Annotated in this window: 10 protein-coding genes; 2 read left to right on the plus strand and 8 right to left on the minus strand. The window is 55.4% G+C overall.

All coding sequences use genetic code 11. From position 1 onward, the window contains the following. The first annotated feature begins 6 nt into the window (after positions 1–6). Positions 7–954, plus strand: coding sequence for a GlxA family transcriptional regulator (locus ACO0U8_RS17935; RefSeq protein ID WP_421671369.1), 948 nt, complete (start codon positions 7–9; stop codon positions 952–954). Positions 955–1119: 165 nt separating this feature from the next. Here ACO0U8_RS17935 and ACO0U8_RS17940 read toward each other — a convergent pair whose 3' ends face one another. Together ACO0U8_RS17940 and ACO0U8_RS17945 are read right to left on the minus strand one after the other, a co-directional pair. Next, positions 1120–1740 (minus strand): hypothetical protein, encoded by a 621-nt coding sequence (locus ACO0U8_RS17940; protein ID WP_421671370.1) that lies wholly within the window; start codon positions 1738–1740, stop codon positions 1120–1122. 90 nt (positions 1741–1830) lie between these two features. After that, positions 1831–2826: an acyltransferase gene (locus ACO0U8_RS17945; protein ID WP_421671371.1), complete on the minus strand. Its 996-nt coding sequence runs from the start codon at positions 2824–2826 to the stop codon at positions 1831–1833. A 238-nt stretch (positions 2827–3064) separates the two neighbouring features. Here ACO0U8_RS17945 and ACO0U8_RS17950 point away from each other — a divergent pair, with 238 nt between their 5' ends. Next, positions 3065–4303 carry an MFS transporter gene (locus ACO0U8_RS17950; protein WP_390973688.1) on the plus strand — a complete coding sequence of 413 codons (1239 nt, stop codon included), beginning with the start codon at positions 3065–3067 and terminating at the stop codon, positions 4301–4303. A gap of 155 nt (positions 4304–4458) precedes the next feature. Here ACO0U8_RS17950 and ACO0U8_RS17955 read toward each other — a convergent pair whose 3' ends face one another. From ACO0U8_RS17955 to fdnG, 6 genes are all read right to left on the minus strand, one after another. Continuing rightward, complete coding sequence (locus ACO0U8_RS17955) at positions 4459–5997, minus strand: aldehyde dehydrogenase family protein (RefSeq protein WP_122097164.1); 1539 nt, start codon at positions 5995–5997, stop codon at positions 4459–4461. A gap of 101 nt (positions 5998–6098) precedes the next feature. Beyond that, complete coding sequence (locus ACO0U8_RS17960; protein ID WP_421671372.1) at positions 6099–6740, minus strand: glutathione S-transferase; 642 nt, start codon at positions 6738–6740, stop codon at positions 6099–6101. Between the two features lie 85 nt (positions 6741–6825). Continuing rightward, a complete protein-coding gene (gene fdhE, locus ACO0U8_RS17965) occupies positions 6826–7731 on the minus strand; it encodes a formate dehydrogenase accessory protein FdhE (protein ID WP_136374792.1) in 906 nt (301 codons plus the stop codon). Beyond that, positions 7728–8381, minus strand: coding sequence for a formate dehydrogenase cytochrome b556 subunit (gene fdoI, locus ACO0U8_RS17970; RefSeq protein ID WP_056775841.1), 654 nt, complete (start codon positions 8379–8381; stop codon positions 7728–7730). Before fdoI ends, fdhE begins: the two co-directional genes overlap by 4 nt. After that, on the minus strand, positions 8378–9286 hold the full coding sequence (gene fdxH / locus ACO0U8_RS17975) for a formate dehydrogenase subunit beta (RefSeq protein ID WP_421671373.1): 909 nt from the start codon (positions 9284–9286) through the stop codon (positions 8378–8380). The genes fdoI and fdxH overlap by 4 nt, the downstream gene beginning before the upstream one ends. A 12-nt stretch (positions 9287–9298) precedes the next feature. Beyond that, positions 9299–12346, minus strand: coding sequence for a formate dehydrogenase-N subunit alpha (gene fdnG, locus ACO0U8_RS17980; RefSeq protein WP_421671374.1), 3048 nt, complete (start codon positions 12344–12346; stop codon positions 9299–9301). Positions 12347–12473: the final 127 nt, after the last annotated feature.

Here is a 12473-nt window from a genome sequence, read left to right on the forward strand (position 1 = left end):
AACACTATGCAGCGACATGTCTACTTTGTGACGCTCCCCGGCGTGATGGCGTTAGATCTCGCCGGCCCGGCGGAAGCGCTACGGCTGGCCGGGCAATTTACGCTGCATTACATCGGGCCACAGCCTGAAGTCGTGATGTCGACCGGTCTGACGGTCAGCCATTTACAGCCGCTGCCGGAAAGTCTGCCCGGGGGCAGTATTTTGATCATGCCGGGGGTGGCGGAATCCGCCGAAAACTTCGCCTCACCGGTCGCGCAAATAGCCTGCGACTGGCTGCATCAGCAGAAAAGCGCGATTGAAGCGGGAAGTTTAACGCTGGTCTGCATCTGCTCCGGCAGCCTGCTGGCCGGAAAAGCCGGGCTGCTCGACGGCTATCAGTGCACCACGCACCACGACGTGATCGAGCGCTTACGCCAGCAGGTGCCTGCTGCCCAGGTGAAAGATAACCGGATATTTGTTGAGGACCGTTTCGTGCTCACCAGTGCGGGCATCAGCGCCGGTATCGATCTGGCGCTGCATCTTATCGCCACACATTCCGGGCCGCAGGCCGCGCTGGATGTCGCCCGCGAAATGGTGGTCTATTTCCGCCGCGCCGGCGATGATCCGCAGCTTTCCCCGTGGCTGCGTTACCGCAATCACCTGCACCCTGCCGTGCACCGCGCGCAAAACCTGATGGCCGCCGAACCGGAATCCCCCTGGCAGGTGGAAGACGTCGCCGCCAGAGCGCACATCAGTAGCCGCCACCTCACCCGTTTGTTCCGCCAGCATCTGGGCATCAGCGTGCGCGACTACCACGAACAACTGCGCATCGCCGTCGCCCAACAACGCCTGCAACAAGGCGCGGGTATCGAAAAAGCCGCCCTCGCTGCCGGGTTTTCATCTGCAAGGCAATTGAGGCGGGCGCAGGAACGGTGGGGTGAACATAAGGCTGATTGCAAGCTGAGCAATAAGTGAGTAAAATTTTACCCACTGACGGTTTGTGGGACTGAATAGCCGGGCTAAACAGTACGTCAGTGTCTGCCTGTAAAGGCCGCTGGCCGTGCCGCGACAGGATGAAAATCTAAAGACCTCCGCCTGAAGCTGTTAAAAACAAAAAAGCGACCCTGAGTCGCTTTTTTGCTATCTGCGCCTTGTCGGCAGTTTCAATCCTTTCATTCTGGCATCAAAAATATGCCAGAAACTGAATCGTCCGTTTACCCCAACCGGCCCGGCCCATTTCTCTCTCGGATAACCTGTGATCACTTTTAACCGTATATCATTCTCAGGATGATTATTTTTTGTTATATCAAAAAACAAACAATAATCCACACCCATATAATGTTCTTCGAGGTAATAAAAAGTTTCATGATGCTGATGCGGCGCCCTGCCCAATATTGCGTTATCGCCGATAAGTTTATTAATAAGTTCGGGTAAGCGGTAGGAATAAGAATACCTTTCCCGGCAGAAATATCGCCGGTGCTTACCAGGGCTGTGCGGATATATCCAGAGTTCTGACTCAGCCTGATGCGCCGTAAAGCAATGATCAGTATAAACAATATAGATCCGCAACTGACGGACAGGATAATCATGACTGGCAGGCCTTACCGCGATAATCGTTGAAGCACGCAGATGCTCCAGCGTATAAACCTCACCGTTTATTTCAAAAGGCAGCCAGGATGTCATTATGTTTTGCCCGAATAAATGAAAATAAAGAGTATCCGTAAAAATAGGGCAAAGATAATGAAATAGATTAATCGTCATGAGGTGTATTCTTATCATAATAAAAATGCACGCAGTAATTAATAATATAACGCACGATTATTCGCATCAATAATAAATATTCTTTCTCATTCAGCTCACCCAGTTCCGTCTGTCTATTTTCCCCAGCCCCATCGCCAGTAATAAACCGCCGCCCAGGCCGCAGATAAACAGGTACGCGATATTCAGCAGCGGATAGTGCGGGAAATCGAGATGCAGGCTGCGCAGGCCAATGATGATCAGGGCATGAAAGCCGTAAATGGCCAGCGAATGGCGGGAGATCAGCACAAATCCCGGCAGGATGCGGTGGGTCAGCGCATTTTTGAAAATGATAAACAGCGAGATGGCGGAGATAAAGACCAGCGGGCCGCTGTAGACGTAAAACGTGTCGGCGAAATTCTGGTTAATCTGCATTTGCCGGTAAGTGCCCGTGGCAACCGCCAGCGTGCTGAGTATGAACATGCCGCTGGCCGCCAGGGTGACCGGCGTTTTTTCGGTATGCAGCTGGCTGAGGGCGCGCCCCATCAGGGCATAGAGCACGTAATAGAAAGTATCGCCGCTGATGTACAAATCCAGCGGCAGGAGGTGGATTTTTTGCCACGTGATGGCCGGAAGTTGCGGGTTCGCCAGAACGCCGAGCAGAAGCCCGGCGATCAGCAGATATTTTCCGGAGACGGCTTTAACGTTAATCAGCGGGGAAAGCAGGTAAATCACGATGATCGCGTAGAAGAACCAAAGATGATAAAACACCGGTTTTTCGAGGATCAGTCGCAGAGACGGCCAAAATCCAATTTTTGTCATCGTGAGAATATAAATCAGCGAGACGGCGCTGTAGAACAGCAGGCATAACGTGACGCGCAGAAAATGCCGTTTTTGCGCGCTCTTTTCGCCGAAAAACAATGCGCCGGAAATCATAAAGAACAGCGGCACACAGACACGCGAAGCCGAATTGAGCAGGTTAGCCACCGTCCATTCCGCGGTATGCACCACAGCGAAATTGACCACCAGTGACGTGCTGGCGTGAACCATCACCACCATCATGCAGGCGAGCGCGCGCAGATTATCTATCCAGCTTATTTTTTCGCTCATTACCTGCAAATTCCTTCCTGTTGATGTGTTGTTTGCAGCCTAGCCAGCTTTGAGAGGGCTAACAAGGCAAAAGTATCATTCTCAGATTGTGCTGAACGTGAATCCGGTGATTGCGTTACGCTCAAATAATCGGCAAAATAGCCAGTATTACTGCCTCGCTTGCGAAACCCGCCCGGACAGTCTCTTATTTTCTGCTAATTTTCAACCGATTAGCCTTACGTCTGTGAAATAACTAAAAATGCATAATTCTCCAAATACTGCGTCCCTTCTGGGTCGGCAGGCGCTTTTGTTCCCTCTTTGTCTGGTGCTTTTTGAGTTCGCCACTTATATCGGCAACGATATGATCCAACCCGGCATGCTGGCCGTGGTGGCGAATTTCAATGCCGGAGAAGAGTGGGTGCCGACCTCCATGACGGCTTATCTGGCGGGCGGCATGTTCCTGCAATGGCTGCTCGGGCCGCTGTCCGACCGCCGCGGGCGTCGTCCGGTGATGCTCACTGGCGTCATCTTCTTCATCATCACCTGTCTGGCTATTTTGTTTGTACAAAACATTGAGCAGTTTATGGTGATGCGTTTCCTGCAGGGCATTAGCCTGTGCTTTATCGGGGCCGTGGGTTACGCCGCGATACAGGAATCCTTCGAGGAATCGGTGTGTATTAAAATCACCGCCATGATGGCGAACGTCGCGCTGATTGCGCCGTTGCTCGGGCCGCTGGCCGGTGCGGCGCTGATCCACGTCGCTCCCTGGCAGTCGATGTTTGTGATTTTCGCCGCACTCGCAGCCATCGCGCTGTGGGGGTTGTGGAAATCGATGCCTGAAACAGCGTCCCGCCTCGGCGAACCTTTCTCCATGCCAAGCCTGCTGCGCGATTATAAACACGTGCTGAAGAACCGTCAGTTCGTGTGTGGCGCGCTGGCGATTGGTTTTGCCAGCCTGCCGCTGCTGACGTGGATTGCGCAGTCGCCGGTGATTTTGATCAGCGGTGAAGGTCTTTCGACCTACGATTACGGTCTGTTGCAGGTGCCGATTTTCGGCGCGCTGATCGTCGGTAACGTTACACTGGCGCGCCTGAGCGGTAAGCGCACGGTGGATTATTTGATCAAACTGGGCGCAGGGCCGATGGTGATTGGCCTGATGATTGCAGCCGCGGCGACACTGTTTTCCGCGCATGCGTACCTGTGGATGACCGCCGGTCTGAGCCTGTACGCGTTCGGGATTGGCGTGGCGAATGCCGGTTTGTACCGTCTGACGCTGTTTTCCAGCGACATGAGCAAAGGCACAGTTTCTGCCGCGATGGGCGTCATCAGCATGATGATTTTCACGGTCGGGATTGAGCTGGCGAAAGTGGCTTACGTCGAAGGCGGTGCGGGGATGTTTAACCTGTTCAACCTGATAAGCGGCCTCGCCTGGCTGGCGCTGGTGGTGGTTTTCCTGCGCAGCCGTCAGGTAGTGCTGCCGACGAACAGCGTAGTGTGATGTAAAAAATGCCAACAACGCCGGTGCCGGGGCGTTATTGGCGCAGGGAGTGTGGACACGGACTGCACGGAAGAACCGGAGCGTACACTAGGTACGTGAGGATTCTGAGTACAGTCCGGGTTCAAAATACCAGGGCAAAATAGCCCCGTTAAAACTTAGAAAAGTCCCATCGGTTTACTCGAATAACTCACCAGCAGGCATTTGGTTTGCTGGTAGTGATCCAGCATCATTTTGTGAGTTTCCCGCCCGAGACCGGACTGTTTGTAACCGCCGAACGCCGCATGCGCCGGATAGGCGTGATAGCAGTTGGTCCAGACGCGGCCCGCCTGAATGTTGCGCCCCATGTGGTACGCCACGTTGCCATCGCGGCTCCAGACGCCCGCCCCTAATCCATACGCTGTATCGTTGGCGATTTGCAGCGCCTCATCCATATCTTTAAACGTCGTCACCGCCAGCACCGGTCCGAAGATTTCTTCCTGGAAAACACGCATATTGTTTTTACCCAGCAAAATGGTCGGTTGCAGGTAATAACCCTCGTTCAGCGAGCCTTCGAGTTTTTTCTTCGCGCCGCCGGTCAGCACTTCCGCGCCCTCTTTTTTACCGATTTCGATGTAATCCAGAATGGTTTTCATCTGCCCGGCAGACACCTGCGCGCCCATCTGCGTTTCCATGTCTAACGGATTACCGGTTTTAATGGCTTCGACGCGTTTAATGGCGCGTTCCATAAAGCGTTCATAAATGGATTCCTGCACCAGCGCGCGGCTCGGGCAGGTACAGACTTCGCCCTGATTGAAGGCAAACAGCGCGAAGCCTTCCAGCGCTTTATCGAAGAATTCGTCTTCTTTGTCCATCACATCCGCAAAGAAGATATTCGGGGATTTACCGCCCAGTTCCAGCGTTGCCGGGATCAGGTTTTGCGCCGCGTATCCGGCAATTTGCTGGCCGACTTCGGTCGAACCGGTAAACGCCACTTTGGCGATGCGTTTGGACGTCGCCAGATATTCACCGATTTCGCCGCCCGCGCCGTTAACCACGTTGATCACGCCCGCAGGCAGAATGTCCTGCACCATTTCCATCAGCAGCAAGACGGAAAGCGGCGTCAGTTTGGCCGGTTTGAGCACGATGCAGTTCCCGGCCGCCAGCGCCGGCGCCATTTTCCAGCAGGCCATCAGCAGCGGGAAGTTCCACGGGATGATTTGCGCCACCACGCCCAGCGGTTCGTGGAAATGATAGGCGACGGTGTCGCTGTCGATTTCGCTGATACCGCCTTCCTGCGCACGCACGCAGGAGGCGAAATAGCGGAAGTGGTCGATGGCTAACGGCACATCTGCGCCGCTGGTTTCGCGGATCGGTTTACCGTTATCCCAGGTTTCGGCGTTTGCCAGCAGTTCGAGGTTTTGTTCCATACGATCGGCGACTTTCAGCAGCAGGTTTGCCCGTTGCTGTACCGGCATTTTGCCCCAGTCGTCTTTGGCTTTATGGGCGGCGTCCAGCGCCAGATCGACGTCGTCAGTGCTGGAACTGGCGACTTTGCACAGCACTTCGCCGGTCACCGGCGTCAGGTTGTCGTAATACTCATTTTTTACCGGCGCGACCCATTCACCGCCAATGAAGTTGTCGTATTGTTTTTTGAGTTTGAGCGGGAAACCGTATTCTTCCGGTTTGACGGCATGAGGATTTTTATCATAAGCCATGATGGAACTCCTTTATGCAGCAGGTAATAGCAGAGCGCTGCATAAAGTTTAGGCAGTGGTTGGTTAACCCGCGGGATGTAAAGAGAACTCTTCGAGCGGCCTCACACCTTTTTTGCGATAAAGTTGGCGTTACCGCTTCCGGGTGGCGTCGTGCGCGCAAAACTCTCGCGCTGGAACAGGCGCTCAACCAGTTTTATCAGCTCAGGACGCTCAACGCACCAGCCGGGCGCGATACGGCGAAAGTTGATGTAGCCCAGAGAACAGGCCACCGCGATATCGGCGACGTTCAGGCTTTCCGAGTTGAGCAGCGTGCGTTTTTCGGCGAGTTTTTCCAGCGCATCCAGCCCGCGCAGCAGCTTTTCCCGCTGACGCAACACCCAGGCTTCGTTACGTTTATCGGCATCGCGACGGCCTTCCAGCACTAACGCCACGGCGGCGTCGGTCACACCATCGGCCAGCGCTTCAATTTGCTTCACCCGCAGAGCTTCCAGCGGCTGCCACGGCAACAGCGTGGGCGCAACGTTCATCAGCTCGATGAACTGCGCAATGATCGGGGAATCATAAAAAATTTCACCCTCGTCGGTGACCAGTGCGGGGACTTTTCCAAGGGGATTAAACTGCGTGATTTTGCAGCCCGGTTCGTGCGGCGTGTCATTAATGAAATCAAACGGGATGCCTTTTTCCAGCAACATCACCGAGATTTTACGTACATACGGGCTGGTGTAACTGCCGATCAACTTCATCAGACCCTCCTCGATTTCGCCGGAACCTTATTTAAAGCTAGCAGCCGTGCCGGGGTTTACCAGTCACGGCGGCCAGTTTTACAGGTTATTGTGCGGGAAACAGGAACGGGTTAATGCCGCTGCCGGAAAAACCTTTGTCTTCCATGCGGTCGTCGAGCAACAGCGTGGCGAGGTCATCTGCCACGGCGTCTGCCTGCGGATCTTTATCCTGATAAATCAGTTTCAGATAGGCGCCGCAGTCATCGCAGGCTTCGGCTTTTACCGTTGCCTGTTCATCGTCGATGGACCACAGGTTGAGATGTTGCATCTCGTCACAGTTGCTGCATTTTGCCCGCACCACATGCCATTCGCTTTCGCACAGATTGCAGTGCAGATAGCGCAGACCGCTGGCCGTGATCACCGCAGACACAGGAATGCTGCCGCAAACCGGGCAGAACTGACGGTTCTCGCCGTAATCCGCACGCCCGACGCCACGCAATTGTGCCGCCATCTGCGCCCAGTACAGGGATAACGCGGCCCAGATAAAGGGGGCGTGATCGGCCGGAACGTGTTTGAAATCCTGGCAAAGCAGTTCTGTCGCCATCATTTCACGCTGAAGGTTCGGGGACTGCTCAAGGCTTTCCAGCACCGCGCGTACCGGCTCAGAAGCGTCCGGCTTCAGGACAGCAATCAGCGCGTCCAGCAGCATCAGCCAGTGCGGCGTACGCGGAAACAGGCTGCAATCGAGCGGCGGTTTACCGGCGGCTTTTTGCAATTCGTCACTCAGACTGATGTCGAGCGGGAACGTCTCAAGCACCTGCTGCTGCGCATCGCAAATTGACGCCGCAAAGTTCAGATACCCGTCGAGCGGGCTGTCTTCTGCCAGTTTTTTCAGACGACCGGCGCGGTTCTGGTAGAGCGTTTTCAGGTTAGCGAACAGTACCGGCGGGATGTCCCCCGCCGTTTTTTTACCGTCAGCCAGCAAGTCCTGTGCAACTATCTGGATGCTCATCCGGCTTTCCTCTCGTCTTGTTCTTTTTTCTGCTCTTCATCGCGCACCTGACGGTACCAGCGCGGATGGTGATACTTCGCCCATGACACCGGCACTTTGCCGCCGGTCATCGCCGAAATCGACCCTTTCGCCCAGGTCGCCGCGTAAACGTGCATGATGATCACCAGAATCAGCCCGATACCGGCCACGGAATGCACCAGCAGCGCCAGACGGATCAGCGGTATCGGGAAATAATCCGCAAACCACGGACGCCAGATGATCACGCCGCTGGCCATCAGCAGTACCAGGCAACCGATCGCCGCCCAGAACACGCATTTCTGGCCGAAGTTATAGCGACCGGTGTCGCCGACTTCATGGTTGGTCAGCACTTTATCGATATTTTTCGCCCACACGAGGTCGTCTTTTTCCGGCAAATTGTGCTTCCAGTAACGGAAGAACATGCCGAGAAAAGAGACGAACATCACCACGCCGAAAAACGGATGGAGAATGCGCGCCAGTTGCGGGGTGCCGTACACGTTCATCAGCCAGTTAAACGACGGGAAAAAGAAGCCGATACCGCTGAGCGCCAGCGTCACAAAACAGAACGCCACGATCCAGTGATTGAGGCGTTCCACCAGGTTATAGCGCTGGATTAACTTCTCTTTTTTCATGGCCGTTTCTCCTCATCGTCATGTTTATCCTCTTCGGCGTGCTCTTCCTCTTTGACGTAATTCGGTCCCACGCCGAGGAAGTGAAAGGCCGCTGCCGCAAAGGTCACCGCGAAGCCCACCGCCGCCAGCGGTTTCCAGACACCTTTCCACAAAGTGACTGCTGCGCTTATCGCCGGATCTTTTGGCAGGCCGTGATACAGCTGCGGATTGTCGGCGTGATGCAGCACGTACATCACGTGCGTGCCGCCAACGCCCTGCGGATCGTACAAACCGGCGTGCTCAAATCCGCGGCCTTTCAGCTCGCTGACGCGTTCTGCGGCTAAATCCTGCATCGCGGTTTTGGTGCCAAAATGGATCGCGCCGGTCGGGCAGGTTTTCACACAGGCCGGTTCCTGGCCGACACTCACACGGTCAACGCACAGCGTGCATTTGTAGGCACGGTTGTCGTGTTTGTTGATGCGCGGAATGTTGAACGGGCAACCGGCGATGCAGTAACCACAGCCGATGCAATGTTCAGACTGAAAATCGACGATGCCGTTGGCGTACTGCAAAATCGCGCCTTCCGCCGGGCAGGCTTTCAGACAGCCCGGATCGGCGCAGTGCATGCAGCCGTCTTTGCGGATAAGCCATTCCAGCTTGCCGTTTTGTTCCACTTCCGAGAAACGCATCACCGTCCAGGATTTCGCGCTGAGATCCATCGGGTTGTCGTACACGCCGGTATTAATCCCGACGTCATCGCGCAGGTCGTTCCATTCGGAACAGGCGACCTGACAGCCTTTACAGCCGATGCAGGTGGTGACGTCGATGAGTTTCGCCACTTCCTGCTGATGATCGCGGGCACGCGGCGCTGGCGTAAACCCGTTGGTTGCGGACTTACGAAGTATGTCCTGAGATTGCATTGCCATAATTCGCCTCCGTTAGACCTTTTCCACGTTAACCAGGAACGCCTTGAACTCCGGCGTTTGCGAGTTAGCGTCACCGACTGACGGCGTCAGCGTGTTGGCTAAATAGCCCTTACGCGTCGCGCCTTCAAAACCCCAGTGGCAAGGAATGCCAATGGTATCGACGTGCTTGCCGTCGATGGTCAGAGGCCGGATGCGTTTGGTCACCACGGCTTTCGCCACAATGAATCCGCGCTTCGAGGAGACTTTCACCTCGTCGCCTTGCGCAATGCCTTTCGAGGCGGCCAGACCTTCGCCGATCTCGATAAATTGCTCAGGCTGCGCGATGGCATTCAGCAACGCGTGTTTGGTCCAGTGGCGGAACAATTCGGTGATCGAATAGGTGGTCGCCACATACGGGAAATCTTTGGCGGTGCCCATATTCGGCAGATCGCTGGCAAAAATACGCGCCACCGGATTCGAAATCACCGAAGGATGCAGCGGATTAGTGCCAATCGGCGATTCGATCGGTTCGTAATGCTCAGGGAACGGGCCGTCAGCCATTTTGTCGGTGGCGAATAACCGCCCGACGCCTTCCTGTTGCATGATGAACGGTCCGACGCCGGAACCCGGCGCAGCAGCGCTGTAATCCGGCACGTCAAAACCAATCCATTTCGCACCATCCCAGCGGATGATTTCGCGTTTTGGATCCCACGGCTGCCCCTGCGGGTCGGCGGAGGCGCGGTTATACAGAATGCGGCGGTTGAGCGGCCAGCACCACGCCCAGCCGGACGTACAGCCCAGGCCGGAAGGATCGGCGTTATCGCGGCGCGCCATCTGGTTACCGGCTTCGGTCCAGCTGCCGGCGTAAATCCAGCAGAAACTGGCGGTGCTGCCGTCGTTTTTCAGATGCGCAAAGGTCGAAATCTGCTGGCCTTTTTTCGCCAGCACATTGCCCTGATCGTCATGGATATCGGCCAGCGCTTTGCCGTTGGCTTCGCGGGCAATTTCTTCCGGCAGCGGGTCGAGCGGATCCTGATAATCCCACGCCATATTCATCACCGGCAGCGGATTGGCACCGCCTTCCTGCCGGTACAGCTCGCGCAGTTTCATGAACAGGCGTGCGATGATTTTGCCGTCGTGCAGCGCTTCACCCGGCGGCTCAGACGCCTGGAAGTGCCATTGCAGCCAGCGGCCGGAGTTGACGATCGAGCCGTTTTCTTCAGCAAAACAGGAAGACGGCAGGCGGAACACTTCGGTCTGAATATCGGCGGTCTGCACGTCGTTCATTGCGCCGTGGTTTTGCCAGAAGTTGGAGGATTCCGTCACCAGCGGGTCGATCACCACCATGTATTTCAGTTTTGAGAGCGCACGCGAGGATTTGTTTTTGTCCGGGAACGCGGCCAGCGGGTTGAAGCCCTGCACGATATAACCGTTCAGTTTGCCTTGCGTCATCAGCTCGGCTTGCTGCATCACGTCGTAGCTTTTGTCCCATTTCGGCAGCCAGTCAAAGCCCCAGTCGTTCTCTGCCGTGGCGTGATCGCCCCAGAAGCTTTTCATCATACTGACGAAGAAGTTCGGCGTGTTTTTCCAGAAATTGACCTGCCCGTCCACCAGCGGCGCTGGCGTGATCTGTTGCAGGTAATCGGTGAAATTGGTCTGTTTTTCTGACGGCAGAGGCATATAGCCCGGCAGGTTCAGCGACAGCAAACCGAGGTCGGTGTAGCCCTGAATATTGGAGTGACCGCGCAGCGCATTGACGCCACCGCCCGGCATACCAATGTTGCCGAGCAGCAGCTGGATCATCGCCGCACAACGGATGATTTGCGCGCCGCCGGTGTGGTGCGTCCAGCCCAGCGCATACAGAATGGTCGAGGTTTTATCGCGCGCGCAGGTTTCCGCCAGAATGGAACTGATCAGCAGGAAATCTTCTTTCGAAGTGCCGCACAGACGCTCTACCAGTTCCGGCGTGTAGCGGGAAACGTGCTCTTTCAGCAGATTCCAGACACAGCGCGGGTCCTGCAGGGTTTTGTCTTGTTTCGCGAAGCCTTTCTCATCGAGCTGATAATGCCAGCTTTCTTTGTTGTAGGATTTTTTCGCCGCATCAAATCCACTGAACAGCCCGTCGTTAAATTCATAGTCTTCACGCACCAGCAGGCTGGCGTTGGTGTATTCACGGACGTATTCAGTCTGAATTTTATTGTGCGTGATCAGGTAGTTGATCATCCCCAGCAGGAACGCGGTGTCGGAACCGGCGCGGATTGGCGCATAGATATCGGCCACGGCGGCGCTGCGGTTGAAACGCGGATCGACGACGATGACTTTGGCGTTATTTTTGGTTTTCGCCTCAATCACCCATTTGAACCCGACCGGGTGCGCTTCTGCGGCGTTTCCGCCCATAATCAGAATGACGTTGGCGTTTTTGATATCGACCCAGTTGTTGGTCATCGCACCGCGACCAAATGACGGCGCTAACGCCGCAACGGTCGGGCCGTGGCACAGACGCGCCTGGCAGTCGATCGCCACCATGCCCAGCGCACGGGTGAATTTCTGATCCAGCAGGCCGGTTTCGTTACTGGCCGCAGACGAACAGAGCATGCCGGTGGTCAGCCAGCGGTTAACCGTGACGTTATTGTCATTTTTCTCGACGAAGTTGGCGTCGCGGTCATCTTTCATCAGGCGGGCGATACGGGAAATCGCCTCATCCCATGAGATGCGCTGCCATTGATCAGAACCGGGCGCGCGATATTCCGGATACCTCAGACGGCCTTCGCTGTGGATGTAATCCAGCACGCCTGCGCCTTTCGGGCACAAGGAGCCACGACTGACCGGATGATCGGCGTCACCCTCTACGTGGAAGATATTTTCAGTGACGTTTTTCGCGCCGTCGCCCTGGCTGTAAATCAGCATCCCGCAACCGACTGAACAGTAGGTGCAGTTGTTGCGGGTTTCACGCGAGCGAAGCAGTTTATATTGGCGGGTTTCCGCCAGCGCGATTGTCGGGGCAAACCCCAATAATGCCGCTGTTGTGCCGGCCATACCGCCCGCACATATTTTGAATAATTGTCTTCTGCTGACTTGCATGAAAGACTCCTTCCCATCATTTGTTAACACATTGCTTTTCAAATTGCCGCTTTCCGCCGCAGTGGCGTAAGCGGTAAAATTAAGGCCTAAAGTCCTGACAGTTTGTACGGCTTATGTAGCCGGAATG

The sequence above is a fragment of the Rahnella sp. EDr1-12 genome (assembly GCF_049206505.1).
Classification (GTDB): domain Bacteria; phylum Pseudomonadota; class Gammaproteobacteria; order Enterobacterales; family Enterobacteriaceae; genus Rahnella; species Rahnella rivi.

Excerpts from the sequence above, each read along its gene's own strand:
- fdhE (WP_136374792.1), bottom strand. The coding sequence starts at position 7,731 with ATGAGCATCCAGATAGTTGCACAGGACTTGCTGGCTGACGGTAAAAAA.
- fdnG (WP_421671374.1), bottom strand. The coding sequence starts at position 12,346 with ATGCAAGTCAGCAGAAGACAATTATTCAAAATATGTGCGGGCGGTATG.
- ACO0U8_RS17935 (WP_421671369.1), top strand. The coding sequence starts at position 7 with ATGCAGCGACATGTCTACTTTGTGACGCTCCCCGGCGTGATGGCGTTA.
- ACO0U8_RS17940 (WP_421671370.1), bottom strand. The coding sequence starts at position 1,740 with ATGACGATTAATCTATTTCATTATCTTTGCCCTATTTTTACGGATACT.
- ACO0U8_RS17945 (WP_421671371.1), bottom strand. The coding sequence starts at position 2,826 with ATGAGCGAAAAAATAAGCTGGATAGATAATCTGCGCGCGCTCGCCTGC.
- fdoI (WP_056775841.1), bottom strand. The coding sequence starts at position 8,381 with ATGAAAAAAGAGAAGTTAATCCAGCGCTATAACCTGGTGGAACGCCTC.
- ACO0U8_RS17955 (WP_122097164.1), bottom strand. The coding sequence starts at position 5,997 with ATGGCTTATGATAAAAATCCTCATGCCGTCAAACCGGAAGAATACGGT.
- ACO0U8_RS17960 (WP_421671372.1), bottom strand. The coding sequence starts at position 6,740 with ATGAAGTTGATCGGCAGTTACACCAGCCCGTATGTACGTAAAATCTCG.
- ACO0U8_RS17950 (WP_390973688.1), top strand. The coding sequence starts at position 3,065 with ATGCATAATTCTCCAAATACTGCGTCCCTTCTGGGTCGGCAGGCGCTT.
- fdxH (WP_421671373.1), bottom strand. The coding sequence starts at position 9,286 with ATGGCAATGCAATCTCAGGACATACTTCGTAAGTCCGCAACCAACGGG.